Here is a 19,903-nt window from a genome sequence, read left to right as displayed (position 1 = left end):
TCGGTGCGTCTCGTCTTCGCCGGTACCCCCGAACCCGCCCTGCCCTCGCTGCAGCGGCTGATCGACTCACCCCATCACGAGGTGGCCGCGGTGCTGACTCGCCCCGACGCGGCGGCGGGCCGTCGCGGTAAGCCGTCCCCGTCACCGGTCGCACGACTCGCACTCGACCACGGCATCCCGGTGCTGCGGCCCCCGAAGCCCAACTCCGAGGAGTTCGTCGCCGAACTGCGCGAACTGGCGCCGGACTGCTGCGCCGTCGTCGCCTACGGCGCGCTGCTGTCGGAGCGGTTGCTCGCCGTCCCCGCCCACGGCTGGATCAACCTGCACTTCTCCTTGCTGCCGGCCTGGCGGGGCGCCGCTCCGGTACAGGCGGCGATCGCCGCCGGTGACGCGGTGACCGGCGCGACCACCTTCCTCATCGAGCCGGCACTGGACTCCGGCCCGGTGTACGGCGTGGTCACCGAGACGATCCGCCCGGCCGACACCGCGGGCGACCTCCTCAGCCGGCTCGCCGACTCCGGTGCGCGTCTGCTCGAGAGCACGCTGGACGGGATCGCCGACGGCCGTCTCCAGGCGGTGCCGCAACCCGCCGACGGCGTCACCGTCGCCCCGAAGATCACCGTGGACGAGGCCCGGGTCCGGTGGGATCTGCCCGCCCACGTCGTGGACCGCCGGATCCGCGCCGTCACCCCGAATCCGGGCGCCTGGACGGTCATCGGTGACGTACGGGTGAAGCTGGGACCGGTCACCGTCGAACCATCAGAATCGTTGGCCCCGGGCGCGCTGCGCGTGCTGAAGAACGCGGTGCTGGTCGGCACCGCCTCCGACCCGGTGCGCCTCGGCACCGTCCAGCCGCCGGGCAAGAAACCCATGAACGCCGCCGACTGGGCCCGCGGCGCCCGCCTCGACGCGTCGGTGGCGGCGCAGTGACCCGCCCGCCGCACCGCCCACAACGCAACCGGCCCCAGCGGCGCAAACCGCTGGACCCCGCCCGCCGCGTCGCGTTCGACGTGCTGCGCGCGGTGTCCGAACGCGACGCCTACGCCAACCTCGCGCTCCCCGCGATGCTCAACGAGCGCGGCCTCGAGGGCCGCGACGCCGCGTTCGCCACCGAACTCACCTATGGCACGTGCCGCAGCCGCGGCCTGCTCGACGCGGTCATCGAGAGCGCCGCGGGGCGTCCGGTGGACCGGATCGACCCGGTGCTCCTCGATCTGCTGCGCCTCGGCACCTATCAGCTGCTGCGCACCCGGGTCGAACCGCACGCCGCCGTGTCCACGACGGTCGAACAGGCGGGTATCGAATTCGACACGGCGCGCGCCGGTTTCGTCAACGGGGTTTTGCGCAGGATCGCCGGGCGGGACGAGGCGTCGTGGGTCGCGGAGCTCGCGCCGCCCGCCGGCACCGACCCTGTCGGGCACATCGCGTTCACCCATGCGCATCCGCGATGGGTTGCCCAGGCCTTCACCGATGCGCTCGGCGCCCGCGCCGGTGAGCTGGAGGCACTGCTCGCCAGCGACGACGCACGCCCGGTGGTGCACCTCGCCGCGCGCCCCGGCGTGCTGAGCGCCGAGGATCTCGCGACGGCGGCCGGCGGCGAGGTGGGGCGGTATTCGCCGTACGCGGTGTACCTGCCCGGCGGCGACCCGGGCCGTCTGGAGCAGGTCCGCGACGGCCGCGCGCTGGTGCAGGACGAGGGCAGCCAGCTGGTGGCGCGCGCGCTCACCCTGGCACCCGTCGAGGACGACCGCGGCCGCTGGCTCGACCTCTGTGCCGGCCCGGGCGGGAAGACCGCGATGCTTGCCGCGCTCGCCCCCGGTCCGGTCACCGCGGTCGAACCCGCCCCGCGTCGCGCCGAGATGGTCGAGGAGAACACCCGCGGCCTCGACGTGACGGTGCTGCGGGTCGACGGCCGCGACCCCGGTGTGGAACCCGGCTTCGACCGGGTGCTCGTCGATGCGCCGTGCACCGGGCTGGGTGCGCTGCGGCGGCGGCCGGAGGCGCGGTGGCGCAGGCAACCCGGGGACGTGCCGGGGCTGGCCCGCCTGCAGCGCGAACTGCTGGCCTCGGCGATCCGGCTCACCCGCCCCGGCGGCGTGGTGCTGTACGCGACGTGTTCCCCGCATCTGGCCGAGACCGTCGGCGTGGTCGCCGACGCGGTGCGCCGTCACCCGGTCACCGTGCTGGACACCCGGCCGTTCTTCGACCCGGTCGACGACCTCGGCGACGGACCCCACGTCCAGCTGTGGCCGCACCGGCACGGTACGGACGCGATGTTCGCCGCAGCGCTGCAAGTAATCTGATCCGCATGGCGCACCCCCTCATCGCACCGTCGATCCTGTCCGCCGACTTCGCCCGGCTCGCGGACGAGACCGCCGCGGTCACCGGCGCCGACTGGCTGCACGTCGACGTGATGGACAACCACTTCGTGCCGAACCTGACCCTCGGGCTGCCCGTCGTGGAATCGCTGCTCAAGGTGACCGACATCCCGATGGACTGCCATCTGATGATCGAGAACCCCGAGCGGTGGGCGCCGCCGTACGCCGAGGCCGGCGCGCACAACGTGACGTTCCACGCCGAGGCCACCGACAACCCGGTCGCCGTCGCCCGCGACATCCGCGCGGCCGGCGCCAAGGCCGGGCTGTCGGTGAAGCCGGGTACCCCGATCGACCCCTACCTGGAGATCCTGCGAGAGTTCGACACCCTGCTGATCATGTCGGTCGAACCGGGTTTCGGCGGCCAGAAGTTCATCCCCGAGGTGCTGCCGAAGGTCGGCATCGTGCGGCGACTGGTCGATGCCGGTGAGTTGACGGTGCTCGTGGAGATCGACGGCGGCATCAACGAGGACACCATCGCCGAGGCCGCCGAGGCCGGGGTCGACTGTTTCGTCGCGGGATCGGCCGTGTACAGCGCGGAGGACCCGGCCGCGGCGGTGCGTTCGCTGCGCAACCAGGCTGCCGCCGCCTCCAAGCATCTGTCCTGATGACCCCCGAGGCCGCGATGGCGCTCGCCGTCGAACAGGCCGACCGCGTCAAGGGCGGCACGTATCCGAATCCGCCTGTGGGAGCGGTCATCCTGGACGCCGACGGCGAGGTCGCCGGTGTCGGCGCGACCCAGCCGACGGGCGGCCCGCACGCCGAGGTGATGGCGTTGCGCCGCGCAGGCCGGAAGGCGGCGGGCGGCACCGCGGTGGTCACGTTGGAGCCCTGCAACCACCACGGCCGGACCCCGCCGTGCGTGGACGCGCTGGTGGCGGCCGAGGTCTCGGCCGTCGTGTTCGCGGTGCCCGATCCGAATCCGGTGGCGGCCGGGGGAGCGGTCCGGCTCGGTGACGCCGGTGTCGCGGTGACCGCGGGAGTGCTCGGCGACGTCGTCGCCGGCGGGGTGCTGCGGGAGTGGCTGCACAAGCAGCGGACCGGCAAACCCCACGTGACCTGGAAGTTCGCGACGAGCGTGGACGGCCGCAGCGCCGCCGCCGACGGCAGCAGCCAGTGGATCACCAGCGAGGCGGCCCGCCTCGACGTGCACCGCCGCCGCGCCGTCGCGGACGCCATCGTGGTCGGCACCGGCACGGTGTTCGTCGACGATCCGGTGTTGACCGCACGGCTTCCCGACGGGAGTCTCGCCGAACGGCAACCGCTGCGGGTGGTGGTCGGCGAGCGCGAGGTCTCCGCGGATTCCCGTGTGATGAACGACGATTCGCGGACCATGGTGATCCGCACCCGCGACCCGCAGGAGGTGCTCAGGGCGCTGTCCGACCGCACCGACGTCATCCTCGAGGGGGGTCCGACGCTGGCGGGTGCGTTCCTGCGGGCCGGCGTGATCGACCGGATCGTGGCCTACGTCGCACCGATCCTGCTCGGCGGGCCGGTGACCGCCGTCGACGATGTGGGCGTGCTGAGCATCGCCCACGCCCAGCGGTGGCGATTCGACGGGATCACCCCGATCGGGCCCGACGTGCTGCTGTCGCTGGTTCCCGGCTGATCACGCTTCCTGGCGCCCGCCCACCTGCCTGACAGCCGACACGCGGCGTTTTCCCAGTTCGGAGACCCACTCCGGGGGCCCTGCTTCGGTACACTCGTACCGAAGCGCTTTCACCGACGATGTGCGCGCGATGAGCACGAACAAAGGACGTCAAGCGTGACCGCACTACAGGACTGGCTCAGTATCCCGGCCGCCGCGCCCCGTGCCATGGGGTCGTTCGTCTGGGGTCCGCTTCGCAGCGTGCTCCCGGGCCGCCCCGACGCCCGGGAGGACTACCGCCTGATCCGGCCGGGTATCGAGCGCTGCTGACTCACCCCTCGGTGCGGTGCCTGCCGGGCGGCGTCTGCCGCGGCATGCGGGTGGTCTGATCACCGCTGCCGGTGCCGAACGCCTGCGTCGGCGCGTCCCCCGCATGTCCCGAGACGTTGATGAACTCGGTGGGCGCCTCGTCTTCGGCGTCACCCGCGCTGTCGGGCGCGGTGGGTTCGTCGGCATGCTCGTGTCGACCGCTGATCAGCAGACCGAGCAGCGCGCCGATCACGCAGACGACCGCGGTGACGACGAAGATGTCCGCGTACTGCAGCACGTACGCCGCGCGGTAGCGGTCGGCCTCGGCGGCCAACCGTTCGGCCAGCGTGTCCGCTCCTGGCGGGAACGGCAGCGTCTGCAGGTGCTGGTTGAGCCGGTACAGACCCCATGCCGACAGGGCCGCGAGCCCGATCAGCATGCCGACCATGCGTGACACCACGACGGCGGCCGACGCGATGCCGTGCTGGGCGGCCGGCACCACACGCAGCGACGCCGACGTCAGGGGACCGATCACCAGGCCGAGACCGATTCCGGCGATCACCAGGTCGGTGTCGAGGACCGGAAGGCTGATGAAGCCCAGATCGTGCCGTGCCGACAGCAGGTCGACCGGCCACCTGGAGATCAGCAGGTATCCGCCGGCGGCGATCAGCAGACCGGCGAACGTCACCAGCCGGTCACCGATGCGGCTGGCGATCCAGCCGCCGACCACCGCACCGATCGGCAGGGCGATCAGGAACCGCAGAAGGAGCAGGACGGCCTCGGTCTGATCCTTGCCGAGCACGCCCTGACCGAACAGCTCCACGTTGACCAGGGTGACCATCAGCGCCGCACCCGCGCACAGCGAGGCGCCCAGCGCCGCGAGGAACGGCCGGAAGTGCACACCGGCCGGTTCGATCAGGCGGGTGCGGGCGAACCGCTCCCAGACGAAGAACGCGACGAACGCGGCCGCGGCGCCGATCAGCGTCGGCGGACCGTAGTCGGGCAGGATCTGTTTGCCGTCCGGCGCCGGGTTGTACAGGCCGATCACGGCCAGCCCGAGCGCGACGGCCAGCAGGAGGCCGCCGACGACGTCGACCTTCTCCGGTCGCTCCGGTTTCAGTCGGGCGGGCAGGCTGAAGTGGATCAGCACCATCGCGATCGCCGCGAGCGGCACATTGATCCAGAACACGTCACGCCAGGTGCTCAGTGCCGCCACCACGGCGATGCCGTACAGCGGCCCGAGGACGCTGCCCAGTTCCTGAGCGGCGCCGATGCCGCCGAGCACGGAGGCGCGGTTGCGGGTGGCCCACAGGTCGGCCGCCAGCGCCAGGGTGACCGGCAGCAGGGCGCCGCTGGCGACACCCTGGATGAAGCGGCCGATCACCATGGGGGTCAGGTCGTTGGACAACGCGGTGACCACCGAGCCGAGGGCGAACCCGGCCAGGCTGAGCTGCAGGACCAACTTGCGGCCGAACCGGTCGGATGCCCGGCCCAGCAGCGGCATCGCGGCGATGTAGCCGAGCAGGTAGCCGGTGATGATCGGCGTGACGCGCTGGATCTGGTTGATCGCGATCCCGATGTCGAACATGATGTCGCGGATGATCGCGATCACGACGTAGGTGTCGAGCGCGCCGAGCAGGACCGCGAGGCTGCCCGCGCTGATCGCGATCCGGCGGCTCCGGCTGCCCGCCGGCGCGGTGGCCTGTCCGAACGTGTCGGTCGGCATCACACCGCGGGCTTTGTGACGGTGACCTGCTTACCCCAGTCCGACAGCGTCATCGTGACGCTGTTGCCCGCGCTCGGCTCCAGCTTGACCTGCGCCAGATTGTGGCTGCCCTCTTCTTCGATCCAGGCCGTCGCGGGCACCGGGCCCGTCGCGCCGATCTGGGGGGCGATCGCGTTGACGGCCTCGGCGCTGACGGTGCCCGTCACCCGCACGGTGTCCAGACCGCTGACGTTCTCGCGGCCCTCGGACTTGGGATCGCTGAAGTTGGAGAGCACGTTGGCCAGGCCCTTGTCGGGGCTGAGGATGGCCGCGACGTCGTAGATGTCGGCGGCGGGGCCGAAGTCCTGGAAGCTGCCCGCGCTGATGGCCCCGTACAGGTTGCCGTCGGCGACCACGAACTCGACGCCGTCGAGGCGCTGGCCGAGGAAGACGATGTTGGCCTTACCCGCGGCGGCCACCGCGGGGGTGTTGGTCAGGTCGCCTTCCAGCGATTCGATCGGCAGTTCCTCGATGGAGCCCTGCACCGTCAGGTTCAGGTGCACGCTCTGCAGACCGCGGGTGGTCTCGGTGGATTGCTGGAGCAGTGTCGCGGCGTCGGGTAGCGGTTTGTCGGAGTCCTCCGAGGACGAGGAGCAACCGGCGACGAACATGGCGGCGGCAAGGAGGACGGCGATGAGGGCCTGGGCGGCATGGCGAGGGCTCGTCGGCATGACTTGCATCGTAGAGGGTGGCCCGCCGGGGATCCGGTTGCGCGGTCGGCGCGGACCCGGTTCCGCGGGGACTAGCCTGGTCGGGTGTTCACGGGAATCGTCGAAGAAGTGGGCGAGGTCGTCGGCAAAGAAGACCTCACCGACGCGGCGCGGTTGGTGATCCGCGGGCCGGTCGTCACCGCCGACGCCGGCCACGGTGACTCGATCGCGGTCAACGGGGTGTGTCTGACCGTGGTCGAGATCCAGCCCGGCGGCGTGTTCAGCGCCGACGTGATGGGCGAGACGCTCGACCGTTCGAGCCTGGGCGACGTCGGCGTCGGCAGCCGGGTCAATCTCGAGCGCGCCGCCGCGGTCAACAGCCGCCTGGGTGGGCACATCGTGCAGGGCCACGTCGACGGCACGGGTCATGTGATTGCGCGCACACCCTCGGAGCACTGGGAGGTGGTGCGGATCGCGCTTCCGGCGGCGTTGGCGCGCTACGTCGTGGAGAAGGGTTCGATCACCGTCGACGGGGTGTCGCTGACCGTGTCCGGGCTGGGCCGCGACGAGGAAAACGACTGGTTCGAGGTGTCGTTGATCCCCACCACGCGCGAGTTGACCGTCCTCGGTACCGCGCCCATCGGCACCCGGGTGAATCTGGAGGTCGACGTCATCGCCAAGTACGTCGAGAGGCTGATGAGCCGTCCCGCTGACTAACACCGGCAATATTCGACGCGCTCCGGTGGTTCATACTGAAGCGAGGACGATGATTTTTCCTGGTTCCGCGTGTCCGGGAACCGGTAAGGGTGGCAGACAATGACCAGGCTCGACTCGGTCGAACGGGCGATCGCGGACATCGCGGCCGGTAAGGCCGTCGTCGTGATCGACGACGAGGACCGCGAGAACGAGGGCGACCTCATCTTCGCCGCCGAGAAGGCCACCCCGGAACTCGTCGCGTTCATGGTCCGCTACACCTCCGGCTACCTGTGCGTCCCGCTCGACGGCGCGATCTGCGACCGGCTCGGGCTGCTGCCGATGTACGCGGTCAACCAGGACAAGCACGGCACCGCCTACACGGTCACCGTGGATGCGAAAAACGGTGTGGGAACCGGTATCTCGGCTTCCGACCGGGCCACCACGATGCGTCTGCTCGCCGATCCGACCTCCCACGCCGACGAGTTCACCAAACCCGGCCACGTGGTGCCGCTGCGCGCGAAAGACGGTGGGGTGCTGCGCCGTCCGGGCCACACCGAGGCCGCGGTGGATCTGGCCCGCCTCGCCGGCCTCCAGCCCGCCGGCACGATCTGCGAGATCGTCAGCCAGAAGGACGAAGGCGCGATGGCGCAGACCGACGAGCTGCGGATCTTCGCCGACGAGCACGACCTGGCGCTGATCTCCATCGCTGACCTCATCGAGTGGCGGCGCAAGCACGAACGCCACATCGAGCGGATCGCCGAGGCCCGCATCCCCACCCGCCACGGCGAGTTCCGCGCGGTCGGCTACACCAGCATCTACGACGACGTCGAACACGTGGCGCTGGTCCGCGGCGACATCGCCGGCCCCCACGGGGACGGTCACGACGTGCTGGTGCGGGTGCACTCCGAATGCCTGACCGGCGACGTCTTCGGATCCCGGCGCTGCGACTGCGGCCCGCAACTCGACGCCGCGATGGCGATGGTCGCCCGCGAGGGCCGCGGCATCGTGCTCTACATGCGTGGTCACGAGGGCCGCGGCATCGGCCTCATGCACAAGCTGCAGGCCTACCAACTGCAGGACGCCGGCGACGACACCGTCGACGCGAACCTCAAGCTGGGGCTGCCCGCCGACGCCCGCGACTACGGCATCGGTGCGCAGATCCTCGTCGACCTGGGTGTGCGGTCGATGCGCCTGCTGACCAACAACCCCGCCAAACGCGTCGGACTGGACGGCTACGGGCTGCACGTCATCGAGCGGGTTCCGCTGCCGGTCCGGGCCAACGCCGAGAACATCCGCTATCTGATGACCAAGCGGGACCGGATGGGTCACGACCTCACCGGACTCGACGAGTACGACGAGGCCAACAGCATGGACGACTACGACGAAGGCGTGTACCTGCTCGGCGAGCGCCGCCCGACCGACCTCGGTGGCGCCCGGTGAGCGGTGGCGCGGGTGTGCCGGATCTGCCCCAGCTCGACGCGGCCGGGATGAAGGTGGGCATCGTCGCGAGCACGTGGCACTCCACGATCTGTGACGCCCTGCTCGACGGTGCCCGCAAGGTCACCGAGGCGGCCAACGTGAGCGACCCGACCGTGGTGCGGGTGCTCGGTGCCATCGAGATCCCCGTCGTCGCCCAGGCGCTCGCGGCGGACCACGACGCGGTGGTCGCGCTCGGTGTCGTGATCCGCGGGCAGACACCACATTTCGACTACGTGTGTGATGCGGTGACCCAGGGCCTGACGCGGGTCTCGCTCGACGCCTCGACACCGGTCGCCAACGGCGTCCTCACCACCGACACCGAGCAACAGGCGCTCGACCGCGCGGGGCTGCCCGGCTCGGCCGAGGACAAGGGCGCGCAGGCCGCGGCCGCGGCGCTGTCGACCGCGCTCACGTTGCGGGGGCTGCGCGGACGCTCATGAGTGACTGGGAAGTGGTGATCCGGCCGCACCTGACGCCGTATTTCGCCTACGCCGCGGCGGCGGTCATCGTGGCCGCGCACGTCACCGTCGGGTTCCTGCTCAAGATCGGTTCGAGCGGTGTCATCTTCCAGACCGCCGACCAGGTGGCGATCGCGCTGCTCGGCGTGATCATCGGGGCGGTGGTGACGCTGTTCGCGCGCCCGCGGGTGCGGGTCGGCCCGCGCGGTCTGTCGGTGCGCAACCTCTGGGCGGACCGCGTTCTCGAGTGGTCCGACGTGGTCGGCGTGTCGTTCCCGGTCGGCGCCCGGTGGGCCCGGGTGGACCTGCCCGACGACGAGTACATCCCGCTGATGGCGATCCAGGCCGTCGACAAGGAGCGCGCCGTCGAGGCGATGGAGCAGCTGCGGGAGGCGCTGGCGCGCCACCGTTCACACACCCAGTGACATAGCCAGCTCGTGGCGCGGCCCCACGGTCGCCGCCGAGATCCGGAACCCGACGCTCTCGTACACCGCACGCGCCACCGCGTTGTCCGCGGCCACCCGCAGCGTCACGGTGTGCGCCCGTTGGCTGCGCGCCCAGTCCACTGCCGCCTCGACCAGGGGGCGGGCCAGCCCGTTGCCGCGCGCATCCGGGTCCAGCCACAGCGAGTACAGGTACACCGACCGCGAATTCTCACGCTGGGCGCTGATCAGCCCGGCCGGGCGACCGTCGACGAGGACCGCGAACTGCGCGTGCTCGCGCAGCCGGCGGCGCCACTGCGCGGCGGTGAAGGACGATTCGTGCCGGTACTGGGGATCGTCGACTCCGAGCGAATCGTTGAGCGCCCGTAACCGCACCACGGCGAACTGCCGCCAATCGGCTTCGGTCAGCCGGGTGACGTGCGGTGCGGTCACTCGGTCCGATTCCCCAAGTCGCTACGCTCCCGCCCGCCGGCCGTCGCCCATGACCATCCCCTCACGGCGCGGGTCGGCGCCGCCGATCCAGCCGGCGTCGTCGCGGACGATCGCCGACAGCCCACTGGACTGGTCGGCGAGATCGACGCGGTGACCGAGTCTGCGCAGACCCGTCACGAGCGGATCGTGGTCACCGTTGTCGGCGATGTCGATGTTGGGGTGTTCACCGCCCACGTTGGTCTCCGGGGTGTTGTCGGCCCCGAAATCCACCATGCCCACCGCCTGCTGTGGGTCCAGGCCCCAATCCAGCAGGCCGACAAGGGTCTTCACCACGAATTGGATGATGACCGCGCCGCCGGGGGAGCCGAGCACCGCATAGAGCGGGCCTCGGGTGCCGGGTGGGGCGGGAGGGCCGGGCGGTGCGTCGAACACCAGCGTCGGGGACATGGTGCTGCGGGGGCGCTTACCGGGTTGCAGCCGGTTGGCCACGGGCACGCCGTCGGGGCCCGCCGGTTCGGCCGAGAAGTCGGTCAGCTGATTGTTCAGCAGGAACCCGTCGACCATGTGGAACGACCCGAACTGCGACTCCACGGTGGTGGTCAGCGACGCCGCGTTGCCGTAGGAGTCGACGATGCTGACCTGGCTGGTGCCGTGCTCGGGGGGCTGCGGGGTGGGGGGGGCGGGCGGCCCGAACTCACCGGGTCGGGCGGTGCCCATGCTGCGCTTCTCGTTGATCAGCGCGGCGCGGCCGGCCAGGTAGGCGGTGTTCAGCAGCGTGTCCGCCGTGCCGCCGGGAAGCGGCACGAAGGCGGTGTCGGCGACGTAGCGGTCCCGGTCGGCGTAGGCCAGCCGCTCGGCCTCGGAGATCAGGTGCACCCCCATGGCGTCGGGCCTGCCGCCGTTGCGGTCGATGTCGTCGGGGCGGTGGTCGGCCATCGGGAACCGCTCCAACATCCCGAGCGTGGCGAGCACCGCGATACCGCCCGACGACGGCGGCGGCATCCCGCAGATCTCCTTACCGCGGTACGGCCTGCACAGCGGCCGGCGGACCTCGACCCGGTAGTCGGCCAGATCCTGCAGCGTCAGCGCGCCGGGGGTGCGTCCGCCCGAGGCGTCGGCGGCGGCCTCCACGACGGCCTCTGCGATCGCGCCGCGGTAGAACGCGTCGGCGCCGTCGGAGGCGATCGCGCTCAGGGTCTTGGCGTAGGCGGGGTTGGTCAGCCGGCTGCCCGCGGGCTTCGGCTTGCCGTCGGCGTTGAGGAAGTATCGGCTCGCCGCGGCGTCGACCCGCAGTTCCTCCCGGCTGTCGGAGATGGCCGCCGCCAGCCGCGGGCTGACGTCGAAGCCGTCGTCGGCCAGCCGGACGGCCGGTTCGAACAGCTCCCGCCACGTGGTCTTGCCGTGGGCGTCGTGGGCGGTCTGCAGCATCCGCACGATGCCGGGGACGCCGATCGATCGGCCGGACGCGCGCGCATCCGGTTTGGGTGGCGTGCGGTCGGTGTCGCTGACCCAGCGCAGGTAGTTCTCGGTCGCCGCCGCGGGCGCGACCTCGCGGCCGTCGTAGGCCTGCACCGCTCCGGAGGCCGCGTCGTAGTACAGCAGGAAGCCACCGCCCCCGACGCCGGAGGACTGCGGTTCGACCAGCCCGAGCATCGCCTGGGCGGTCACCAGGGCGTCGGCCGCGGTGCCGCCGCTGCGCAGCACCCGGCACGCGGCCTGGGTGGCCAGCGGGTTCGCCGTCGACACCGAGTAGCGGGCGGTGACCACCGCCGTCATGTCCTTGCGGTAACCGGTGCCCACCTCCGGCTCGTTGGCCAGGTCCTCCTCGCCCTGGCCGGGCGGCGCGGCTTCGGGGGTCTTGGGGGTGGGAGTGCCGTTCGACACCATTTCGCAGGGCACCGGCGGCGGGGTGGGCGGGGCCTGCTCGGCGTCGGAGCATCCGGCCATGAGCAACACCACCCCTGCGAGCAGGGCGGTCACCCTCTGCACCGACGCCGGTATCCGCACCCTTCGACGGTAGCGGAGTCACTCGCGACCTGTCCGTAGGTCACGCCGTGGCTTGTTCAGCGGGTCGCGCGGCTCCGAGCCGCGTCGGTCGCGGCAGTAACCTGGGAGCGTGCCCGATCCATCGACGTACCGGCCCGCGCCCGGGTCGATCCCCGTCGAACCGGGCGTCTACCGGTTCCGGGACCCGCACGGCCGGGTGATCTATGTCGGTAAGGCCAAGAGCCTGCGCAGCCGCTTGAATTCCTACTTCGCCGACCTGTCCGGTCTGGCGCCGCGGACCAGGCAGATGGTGATGACGGCGGGCAAGGTCGAGTGGACCGTCGTCAACACCGAAGTCGAGGCGCTGCAACTCGAGTACAACTGGATCAAGGAGTTCGACCCGCGGTTCAACATCCGCTACCGCGACGACAAGTCCTACCCCGTGCTGGCCGTCACCCTCAACGAGGAGTTCCCGCGGCTGAAGGTGTACCGCGGTCCACGGAAGAAGGGTGTGCGCTACTTCGGGCCGTACTCGCATGCCTGGGCGATCCGCGAGACCGTCGATCTGCTCACCCGGGTCTTCCCGGCGCGGACCTGTTCGGCCGGAGTGTTCAAGCGGCACAACCAGATCGACCGTCCGTGTCTGCTCGGCTACATCGACAAGTGCTCAGCGCCGTGCGTCGGGCGGGTCAGCGCCGACGAGCACCGCCAGATCGTGCTCGACTTCTGCGACTTCCTGTCGGGTAAGACCGACCGGCTGGTCCGCGACCTGGAACGGAAGATGAACGCCGCCGCCGAGGACCTCGACTTCGAGCGGGCCGCCCGGCTGCGTGACGACATCGGCGCGCTGCGCAGGGCGCTGGAGAAGCAGACGGTCGTGTTGGGCGACGGTACGGACGCCGACGTCGTGGCCTTCGCCGACGACGATCTCGAGGCGGCGGTACAGGTCTTCCACGTGCGCGGCGGGCGGGTGCGCGGTCAGCGCGGCTGGGTCGTCGAGAAGTCCGGGGAGCCCGGCGAATCCGGCGAGGGTCAGCTGGTCGAACAGTTCCTCACCCAGTTCTACGGTGATCAGGCCGAACTCGGCGGGGCGAGCGACAACGGCCTGGACGAGGCGACGAATCCCGTGCCGCGTCAGGTGCTGGTCCCGTGTCTGCCCGACAACGCCGACGAGTTGACCGAGTGGCTGTCCCAGCTGCGGGGCTCCCGGGTGGCACTGCGGGTACCGCAGCGAGGCGACAAGAAGGCGCTCTTCGAGACGGTGCAGCGCAACGCCAAGGAGGCGCTGGCGCAGCACAAACTCAAGCGGGCCGGCGACTTCACCGCGAGAACCGCTGCGCTGCAAAGCATTCAGGACACGCTCGGATTGGCCGACGCGCCGCTGCGGATCGAGTGCATCGACATCAGCCACGTCCAGGGCACCGACGTGGTCGCGTCGCTGGTGGTGTTCGAGGACGGGCTGCCCCGCAAATCGGACTACCGGCACTACGCGATCCGCGAGGCCGCGGGCGACGGCCGCAGCGACGACGTCGCCTCGATCGCGGAGGTCACGCGCCGCCGCTTCTACCGGCACCTGCACGACACCCAGCATCCGACCGAACTGTCCGCCGAAGGCAAGTCGCGCAAGTTCGCCTATCCGCCGAACCTGTTCGTCGTCGACGGCGGCGCACCGCAGGTCAACGCGGCGCAGGCGGTGCTCGACGACCTGGGGATCAGCGACGTGGCGGTGATCGGGTTGGCCAAACGCCTCGAGGAGGTGTGGGTGCCGTCGGAGCCGGATCCGCTGATCATGCCGCGCAACAGCGAGGGTCTCTACCTGCTGCAGCGGGTGCGTGACGAGGCGCATCGCTTCGCCGTCGCCTACCACCGCAGCAAGCGGTCCAAGCGGATGACCGCCTCGGCGCTGGATTCGGTGCGCGGGCTCGGCGAACACCGGCGCAAAGCGCTGGTCACGCACTTCGGTTCGGTGGCGCGGCTGAAGGAGGCGACGGTCGAGGAGATCACCGCGGTGCCGGGTATCGGGGTCGCGACCGCCCGTGCGGTGCTGGAGGCGCTGGGGGTGCCGGAGGCCGCACCGGCCGATTCCGGCGCGGACACCGGCGCCATCGACGATGATCAACGCAGGGTGACGGGATGACAGAGTCGGACATGAGCGAACAGCTGCGGGGGGATGTCGATCGCACGGGTATCGACGTCGTCCTGGTCACCGGGCTGTCCGGCGCCGGCCGGGGAACCGCGGCGAAAGTGCTCGAGGACCTCGGGTGGTACGTCGCCGACAACCTGCCGACGGAGCTGATCGCCCGGATGGTCGAGCTGGGGCTCGCCGCCGGTTCGCGCATCACCCAGTTGGCGGTCGTCATGGACGTGCGGTCACGAGGGTTCACCGGCGACCTGGACTGGGTGCGCCGCGATCTGGCGACCCGTGACATCACTCCGCGCGTACTGTTCCTCGAGGCCAGCGACGACATCCTGGTGCGCCGCTACGAGCAGAACCGGCGCAGCCACCCGCTTCAGGGCGGGCAGACGCTGGCCGAGGGCATCGCGCGGGAACGGGCGCTGCTCGCCCCGGTCCGCGCCTCGGCCGATCTGGTGATCGACACGTCGAAGCTGTCGGTGCACGCGCTGCGGGAGAGCATCGAGCGGGCGTTCGGCGGCGAGGTGGCCGCGGAGACCAACGTGACGGTCGAATCGTTCGGCTACAAATACGGCCTGCCGATGGACGCCGACATCGTCATGGACGTGCGCTTCCTGCCCAATCCGCACTGGGTCGACGCGTTGCGCCCGCACACCGGGCAGCATCCCGACGTCCGCGACTACGTGTTGGGTCAGCCCGGCGCGGAAGAGTTCCTCGACACCTACCATCGGCTCCTGAACGTCGTCATCGACGGATACCGGCGGGAGGGGAAGCGTTACATGACCGTCGCGATCGGCTGCACGGGCGGCAAACACCGCAGCGTGGCGATGGCCGAGGCGCTGGCGGGGCGGCTGCAAGGCGGTGACGAGCTCACGGTGCGGGTGCTGCACCGGGATCTGGGGCGCGAATGAGCCTGCCCGCACGCGAGGAGGGCAGATGAGCCCTCGCATCGTCGCACTCGGCGGCGGACACGGGCTGTACGCGACGCTGTCCGCGGCGCGACGGCTCAGCCCGCACGTCACCGCTGTGGTCACGGTCGCCGACGACGGTGGGTCGTCGGGCCGGCTGCGCAGCGAACTGGACATCGTGCCGCCGGGAGATCTGCGAATGGCGCTGGCCGCGTTGGCCTCTGACAGTCCGCACGGCCGGCTGTGGGCGACCATCATCCAGCACCGGTTCGGTGGCAGCGGGGCGCTGGCGGGCCATCCGATCGGCAATCTGATGTTGGCGGGTCTGTCCGAGGTGCTGGCCGACCCGGTCGCCGCGCTCGACGAGCTGGGCCGCATCCTCGGCGTCAAGGGACGGGTGCTGCCGATGTGCCCGATCGCGCTGCAGATCGAGGCCGACGTCGCCGGCCTGGAATCCGATCCGCGGATGAGCCGCGTGATCCGCGGTCAGGTGGCGATCGCGACGACCGTGGGCAAGGTGCGCCGGGTGCGGTTGCTGCCGGGTGATCCGCCGGCCACCCGCCAGGCCGTCGACGCGATCATGTCGGCCGACCTGGTGGTGCTGGGGCCGGGCTCGTGGTTCACCAGCGTCATCCCGCACGTGCTGGTACCGGAACTCGCCGCCGCGTTGCGTGCGACGTCGGCGCGCCGGGCACTGGTGCTCAACCTGGCCGCCGAACCGGGGGAGACGGCGGGTTTCTCCGTCGAGCGGCACATCCATGTGCTGTCGCAGCACGCGCCGAACTTCACCGTGCACGACATCATCGTGGACGCCAGCCGGGTGCCCAGTGATCGGGAGCGGGACCAGCTGAGCCGGACAGCGAAGATCCTCGATGCCCGAGTAGAGTTCGCCGACGTCTGCCGACCTGGTACACCTTTACATGATCCGGCGCGACTGGCCGCGGCACTGGAAGGTGTCCGGCTTCGCGGGACGGCGGGGGGCCGCGACGAGGTGCCGACGGCGGCGACCCCGACTTCCAACCGACCGAGAGGTGACGACTCGTGGCGATGACAGCCGAGGTCAAAGACGAGCTGAGCCGACTCGTGGTGAATTCGGTGAGCGCTCGCCGCGCCGAGGTCGCGTCGCTGCTGCGCTTCGCCGGGGGGCTGCACATCGTGTCCGGCCGGGTGGTCGTCGAGGCCGAGGTGGACCTCGGCATCATCGCGCGCCGGCTGCGCAAGGACATCTACGACCTGTACGGCTACAACGCCGTCGTACACATGTTGTCGGCCAGCGGTATTCGCAAGAGCACGCGATACGTGGTGCGGGTCGCCAAGGACGGCGAGGCGTTGGCGCGCCAGACCGGACTGCTCGATCTGCGGGGCCGTCCGGTGCGTGGGCTACCCGCCCAGGTGGTGGGCGGCAGTGTCGCCGACGCGGAGGCGGCCTGGCGGGGCGCGTTCCTGGCGCACGGTTCGCTCACCGAACCGGGACGGTCCTCGGCGCTGGAGGTGAGCTGCCCGGGGCCCGAGGCGGCGCTGGCGCTGGTCGGCGCCGCCCGCAGGCTCGGTGTCAGCGCCAAGGCGCGGGAGGTGCGCGGCAGCGACCGGGTGGTGGTGCGCGACGGCGAGGCGATCGGTGCGCTGCTGACCCGGATGGGTGCTCAGGACACGCGGCTGACGTGGGAAGAGCGCCGGATGCGGCGGGAAGTCCGGGCCACCGCCAACCGGTTGGCGAACTTCGACGATGCCAACCTGCGCCGCTCGGCGCGCGCCGCGGTCGCGGCGGCCGCCCGGGTGGAGCGGGCGCTCGAGATCCTCGGTGACACGGTTCCCGACCATCTGGCGTCCGCGGGCAAGCTGCGGGTCGAGCACCGCCAGGCCTCGCTCGAGGAACTGGGCCGGTTGGCCGACCCGCCGATGACGAAAGACGCTGTCGCCGGCCGCATTCGGCGGCTGCTGTCGATGGCCGACCGCAAGGCCAAGCAAGACGGCATCCCGGACACCGAATCCGCCGTGACGCCCGACCTGCTCGAGGACGCCTAGCCGGACCCGCTGCCCGCCAGGGTGATTCGCATCAACCGCGAGCGTGCGCAAACTGCTGTGCAATCGGCGGCGCGTCGCGTGCAGACATGCACCCTCGCGGCTACGACTGGTCGGTCGCGGCGGCGATCACCGTCTTCGCGATCTGGCGGCCAGTCGTGGATCGACGCCGGCGGTTGTCCCGCAGTTTCATGGCCAGTTCTCCGGTGAGCACCACCAGCACCGACTCGGCCAGTCCGTCGGGGTCGGCGCAGGGGAGTCGGGAAGCCAACTCGCGCAACCTTTCTCGGAGGTAGTCCGTGTCGCGTCGCACGGCCTCGGCGATCTCTGCCGGCGGGTCGGCGTATTCCGCGGCGGTTCCGAGGAAGGCGCACCACCGCGCTCCGTCCGGCCGCCGGGCGAAGTCGTCCACCGCGTCGAAGACCGCCAGTAGCCGCTCCTCGTCATCGGCCGCAGCGGCGACGGCCCGGTCCCACACCATGCGCCACCGCTCGTGGCGGCGTTCCAGGGCGGCCGCGATCAGCGCCTCCTTGCTCCGGAAGCCGCGGTACAGCGTCGCCGCCGACACGCCCGCCCTGGCGAGGACCGCGTCCACCGGAGTGGATTCGATTCCGCGGGAGAACACCAGGTCATCGACTGCGTCGAGCAGTTTGTCCTCGGAGCTCTTGCGCACCGGCATGGTCATCAGCCTAAACTCGCAGAAGTGAAACGATCGTTTTCGTTTGTCGGCGGCCGCGAGGCCCTCGTCATCGCCTTCGGGACCAGCTTCATCGCCGCGACCTACGGACTGGTGCGGTTGGCCTACGGGCTGTTCCTGCCCGACATCCAGGCCGAACTCGGTCTGGATGCGGCCGTGGCCGGGTACATCTCGTCGGCGTCGTCGCTGTTCTACTGCGTCGCTGCCGCAGTCGGTTTCGCTCTCGGCCACCGGCTCCCGCGGCCCCTGATCATGTCGGCGGCCGCAACGGCATGCGTGGGCGTGTGGGGGATGTCCGCCGCCCACGGCATCCTGGCCTTCGGCGTCTTCGCGGTGCTCAGCTCCGCCGGCGCGGGTATCGCCTCGCCGGCCATGGTGAGCATCGTCGCCCGCAACATAGAGCCTCGCCGAGTCGACGGCGCACAGGCGATGGTCAACGGGGGCACCGGACCCGGTCTGGTCGTCGCGGGAGTGCTGGCGCTGCTGCTCCTGCCGCAGTGGCGTCTCACCTGGGTCGTGATCGGCGCGGTGACCGCCGCGTGTGCCGCGGCAGTGCTCGCGGTGGACCGAGCCGCCCGGACCTCATCACAGGACCACCCGCGCAGGCCCTCGACCGCATGGGTGAGGCAACACGTCGCAGCCATCGCCGCGGCGGTCCTCATGGGCGCCGCGTCCAGTGCGGTGTGGACCTACGGCCGGAGTCTGCTCGTCGAGACGGGCGCCGTCTCACAGCGCGGCACGATCACCGCATGGATCGTCCTCGGCGTCGGCTCGGCCGCGGTGATCGTCACCGCCAAGCCGCTCGCCAAGCTCACACCCGTGACCGCGTGGACATCGACGTGCGCGGTGATGACCGGCGCCATCCTGCTCCTCGCGGCGGTCCCGGACGTCACACCCGCCGCACTGCTGGGTTGCGTCGCCTTCGGGTGGGGGTTCACCGCCGCCACCTCGTCACTCATCTTGTGGACCACCGCGATCGATCCCGCGAACGCCGCGGCGGGCACCGCGATGTTGTTCGTCGCGCTCATGTTCGGACAGGCCGTCGGCGCCACCGTCCTGGGCGCCGTCATCACCAGCGCGCAGTTCGCACCGGCGTTCGCCGTGGCGGCGGCACTGTCGGCGGTGTCGATCGCCGTCGCGGCGTACGGGCGGCGCCGCAGCACCGCCGAGCGCGCCGAGGACGCGGTGGCCATCGGATGACGCCGACGAGCTCTTTCCAAAGCGTTTGAAAACGCGCTGACCTGGGCTGATCCTGCACAAACCGGCTTCGGGCGGAGGTAGCTTGAGACCCATGCCGCTGCGTTACGTCGACCCGTACAAGAAACACAGCCGCTGGTACACGGCCATCGAGAGCTTCAGTCGGTCGCCTCGGGGGCAGTTCCTCGCACACCACCTCTTCTCCCGCGTCGACCCGTGGCTGTACCGCGCGACCGGCGGCCGCTATCCGTCGATCTTCGGGGGGCCGTCCACCGCACCGCTGCTGACCACGGGCGCGAAGTCGGGTCAGCCCCGACTGCACCAGATCACGTATTTCCACGACGGGCCGAACCCCATCGTGACCGCCTCCAACTACGGCGGACCGCGACATCCGCAGTGGTACCACAACCTCAAGGCGCACCCCGAATGCGAATTGGGCGACGAGAAGTTCGTCGCGGCGGAGATCACCGACCCCGATGACTACGCACGTGTCTACGGGCTCGCCGAGCAGGTCTACGCCGGTTGGAGCGACTACCGCTCGAAGACCGAACCGATCGGCCGTCACATCCCCGTCTTCCGGCTCACGCCGCGCTAGGGGTCGCGTCGACCCTGCGCGACTACGGTGGGCGTCAGTGTCAGGGTGAGGTAGCCGCTATCGCGGTGGTTGGATGCTTTGCATCTGGTGTTTGGCTCGTACGGTGGCTGCCGCCTTCGGGTTGGCGAGCATGCGTTTTGCCGACATCAGGTGTGAAGGACCGGCCGGC

Annotated in this window: 20 protein-coding genes; 15 read left to right on the top strand and 5 right to left on the bottom strand. The window is 70.8% G+C overall.

Annotated features, from left to right (window positions below; genetic code table 11):
- The first annotated feature begins 3 nt into the window (after positions 1–3).
- The 5 genes from fmt to AU195_RS25630 all read left to right on the top strand — a co-directional run bounded on the left by fmt (position 4) and on the right by AU195_RS25630 (position 4,293).
- Positions 4–930: a methionyl-tRNA formyltransferase gene (fmt, locus tag AU195_RS06615; RefSeq protein ID WP_059158275.1), complete on the top strand. Its 927-nt coding sequence runs from the start codon at positions 4–6 to the stop codon at positions 928–930.
- Positions 927–2,303, top strand: coding sequence for an RsmB/NOP family class I SAM-dependent RNA methyltransferase (locus tag AU195_RS06610; protein WP_059158274.1), 1,377 nt, complete (start codon positions 927–929; stop codon positions 2,301–2,303). The genes fmt and AU195_RS06610 overlap by 4 nt, the downstream gene beginning before the upstream one ends.
- Before the next feature lie 5 nt (positions 2,304–2,308).
- Positions 2,309–2,983 carry a ribulose-phosphate 3-epimerase gene (rpe, locus tag AU195_RS06605; RefSeq protein WP_059158273.1) on the top strand — a complete coding sequence of 225 codons (675 nt, stop codon included), beginning with the start codon at positions 2,309–2,311 and terminating at the stop codon, positions 2,981–2,983.
- On the top strand, positions 2,983–3,984 hold the full coding sequence (gene ribD, locus AU195_RS06600; protein ID WP_059158272.1) for a bifunctional diaminohydroxyphosphoribosylaminopyrimidine deaminase/5-amino-6-(5-phosphoribosylamino)uracil reductase RibD: 1,002 nt from the start codon (positions 2,983–2,985) through the stop codon (positions 3,982–3,984). The genes rpe and ribD overlap by 1 nt, the downstream gene beginning before the upstream one ends.
- A 156-nt stretch (positions 3,985–4,140) precedes the next feature.
- On the top strand, positions 4,141–4,293 hold the full coding sequence (locus AU195_RS25630; protein ID WP_157531050.1) for a hypothetical protein: 153 nt from the start codon (positions 4,141–4,143) through the stop codon (positions 4,291–4,293).
- A gap of 1 nt (position 4,294) precedes the next feature.
- Here AU195_RS25630 and AU195_RS06595 read toward each other — a convergent pair whose 3' ends face one another.
- Entirely contained in the window at positions 4,295–5,998 is a 1,704-nt protein-coding gene (locus AU195_RS06595) for an MFS transporter (RefSeq protein WP_059158271.1), read from the bottom strand.
- A complete protein-coding gene (locus tag AU195_RS06590) occupies positions 5,998–6,708 on the bottom strand; it encodes an LppX_LprAFG lipoprotein (protein ID WP_059158270.1) in 711 nt (236 codons plus the stop codon). The genes AU195_RS06595 and AU195_RS06590 overlap by 1 nt, the downstream gene beginning before the upstream one ends.
- An 84-nt stretch (positions 6,709–6,792) precedes the next feature.
- On the opposite strand from AU195_RS06590, the gene AU195_RS06585 reads away from it, so the two are divergent.
- The 4 genes from AU195_RS06585 to AU195_RS06570 all read left to right on the top strand — a co-directional run bounded on the left by AU195_RS06585 (position 6,793) and on the right by AU195_RS06570 (position 9,745).
- Positions 6,793–7,404 carry a riboflavin synthase gene (locus AU195_RS06585; RefSeq protein WP_059158269.1) on the top strand — a complete coding sequence of 204 codons (612 nt, stop codon included), beginning with the start codon at positions 6,793–6,795 and terminating at the stop codon, positions 7,402–7,404.
- 99 nt (positions 7,405–7,503) lie between these two features.
- The gene (locus AU195_RS06580; protein ID WP_059158268.1) at positions 7,504–8,823 is read left to right on the top strand and encodes a bifunctional 3,4-dihydroxy-2-butanone-4-phosphate synthase/GTP cyclohydrolase II; all 1,320 of its coding nucleotides are present in this window, start codon (positions 7,504–7,506) and stop codon (positions 8,821–8,823) included.
- Positions 8,820–9,302 (top strand): 6,7-dimethyl-8-ribityllumazine synthase, encoded by a 483-nt coding sequence (gene ribH / locus AU195_RS06575; protein ID WP_059158267.1) that lies wholly within the window; start codon positions 8,820–8,822, stop codon positions 9,300–9,302. Before AU195_RS06580 ends, ribH begins: the two co-directional genes overlap by 4 nt.
- On the top strand, positions 9,299–9,745 hold the full coding sequence (locus AU195_RS06570; RefSeq protein ID WP_059158266.1) for a PH domain-containing protein: 447 nt from the start codon (positions 9,299–9,301) through the stop codon (positions 9,743–9,745). The genes ribH and AU195_RS06570 overlap by 4 nt, the downstream gene beginning before the upstream one ends.
- On the opposite strand, the gene AU195_RS06565 is transcribed toward AU195_RS06570, so the two are convergent.
- On the bottom strand, positions 9,731–10,195 hold the full coding sequence (locus tag AU195_RS06565) for a GNAT family N-acetyltransferase (RefSeq protein WP_059158265.1): 465 nt from the start codon (positions 10,193–10,195) through the stop codon (positions 9,731–9,733). The two genes, AU195_RS06570 and AU195_RS06565, sit on opposite strands and share 15 nt — an antisense overlap.
- Before the next feature lie 21 nt (positions 10,196–10,216).
- A complete protein-coding gene (locus tag AU195_RS06560; protein ID WP_059158344.1) occupies positions 10,217–12,142 on the bottom strand; it encodes a gamma-glutamyltransferase family protein in 1,926 nt (641 codons plus the stop codon).
- Positions 12,143–12,311: 169 nt separating this feature from the next.
- Here AU195_RS06560 and uvrC point away from each other — a divergent pair, with 169 nt between their 5' ends.
- From uvrC to whiA, 4 genes are read left to right on the top strand one after another with little or no spacing between them, the layout of a single operon-like run.
- On the top strand, positions 12,312–14,318 hold the full coding sequence (gene uvrC, locus AU195_RS06555) for an excinuclease ABC subunit UvrC (RefSeq protein ID WP_059158264.1): 2,007 nt from the start codon (positions 12,312–12,314) through the stop codon (positions 14,316–14,318).
- An 11-nt stretch (positions 14,319–14,329) separates the two neighbouring features.
- The gene (gene rapZ, locus AU195_RS06550) at positions 14,330–15,226 is read left to right on the top strand and encodes an RNase adapter RapZ (protein ID WP_172800492.1); all 897 of its coding nucleotides are present in this window, start codon (positions 14,330–14,332) and stop codon (positions 15,224–15,226) included.
- A 25-nt stretch (positions 15,227–15,251) separates the two neighbouring features.
- A complete protein-coding gene (gene yvcK, locus AU195_RS06545; RefSeq protein WP_059158262.1) occupies positions 15,252–16,274 on the top strand; it encodes a uridine diphosphate-N-acetylglucosamine-binding protein YvcK in 1,023 nt (340 codons plus the stop codon).
- Positions 16,271–17,248, top strand: a complete 978-nt coding sequence (gene whiA, locus AU195_RS06540; protein WP_082702985.1) for a DNA-binding protein WhiA — start codon at positions 16,271–16,273, stop codon at positions 17,246–17,248. Before yvcK ends, whiA begins: the two co-directional genes overlap by 4 nt.
- 100 nt (positions 17,249–17,348) lie before the next feature.
- Here whiA and AU195_RS06535 read toward each other — a convergent pair whose 3' ends face one another.
- Positions 17,349–17,924, bottom strand: coding sequence for a TetR/AcrR family transcriptional regulator (locus tag AU195_RS06535; protein WP_059158343.1), 576 nt, complete (start codon positions 17,922–17,924; stop codon positions 17,349–17,351).
- Positions 17,925–17,948: 24 nt separating this feature from the next.
- On the opposite strand from AU195_RS06535, the gene AU195_RS06530 reads away from it, so the two are divergent.
- Positions 17,949–19,142 carry an MFS transporter gene (locus AU195_RS06530; protein ID WP_059158260.1) on the top strand — a complete coding sequence of 398 codons (1,194 nt, stop codon included), beginning with the start codon at positions 17,949–17,951 and terminating at the stop codon, positions 19,140–19,142.
- Positions 19,143–19,233: 91 nt separating this feature from the next.
- Positions 19,234–19,734 carry a nitroreductase/quinone reductase family protein gene (locus AU195_RS06525; RefSeq protein WP_059158259.1) on the top strand — a complete coding sequence of 167 codons (501 nt, stop codon included), beginning with the start codon at positions 19,234–19,236 and terminating at the stop codon, positions 19,732–19,734.
- Positions 19,735–19,903 lie beyond the last annotated feature (169 nt).

The sequence above is a fragment of the Mycobacterium sp. IS-1496 genome (assembly GCF_001499995.1).
Taxonomy (GTDB): Bacteria; Actinomycetota; Actinomycetes; order Mycobacteriales; family Mycobacteriaceae; genus Mycobacterium.
Note: the sequence above shows the minus strand (reverse complement) of the source record. Positions and strands in the feature narration are given on the sequence as shown.

Bases quoted from the DNA above. Each gene is read 5' to 3' on its own strand.
- AU195_RS06560 (WP_059158344.1), bottom strand. From the start codon at position 12,142: ATGGCCGGATGCTCCGACGCCGAGCAGGCCCCGCCCACCCCGCCGCCG.
- rpe (WP_059158273.1), top strand. From the start codon at position 2,309: ATGGCGCACCCCCTCATCGCACCGTCGATCCTGTCCGCCGACTTCGCC.
- AU195_RS06595 (WP_059158271.1), bottom strand. From the start codon at position 5,998: ATGCCGACCGACACGTTCGGACAGGCCACCGCGCCGGCGGGCAGCCGG.
- AU195_RS06590 (WP_059158270.1), bottom strand. From the start codon at position 6,708: ATGCCGACGAGCCCTCGCCATGCCGCCCAGGCCCTCATCGCCGTCCTC.
- whiA (WP_082702985.1), top strand. From the start codon at position 16,271: ATGACAGCCGAGGTCAAAGACGAGCTGAGCCGACTCGTGGTGAATTCG.
- AU195_RS06535 (WP_059158343.1), bottom strand. From the start codon at position 17,924: ATGCCGGTGCGCAAGAGCTCCGAGGACAAACTGCTCGACGCAGTCGAT.
- yvcK (WP_059158262.1), top strand. From the start codon at position 15,252: ATGAGCCCTCGCATCGTCGCACTCGGCGGCGGACACGGGCTGTACGCG.
- ribD (WP_059158272.1), top strand. From the start codon at position 2,983: ATGACCCCCGAGGCCGCGATGGCGCTCGCCGTCGAACAGGCCGACCGC.
- AU195_RS06570 (WP_059158266.1), top strand. From the start codon at position 9,299: ATGAGTGACTGGGAAGTGGTGATCCGGCCGCACCTGACGCCGTATTTC.
- AU195_RS06525 (WP_059158259.1), top strand. From the start codon at position 19,234: ATGCCGCTGCGTTACGTCGACCCGTACAAGAAACACAGCCGCTGGTAC.
- AU195_RS06580 (WP_059158268.1), top strand. From the start codon at position 7,504: ATGACCAGGCTCGACTCGGTCGAACGGGCGATCGCGGACATCGCGGCC.
- rapZ (WP_172800492.1), top strand. From the start codon at position 14,330: ATGAGCGAACAGCTGCGGGGGGATGTCGATCGCACGGGTATCGACGTC.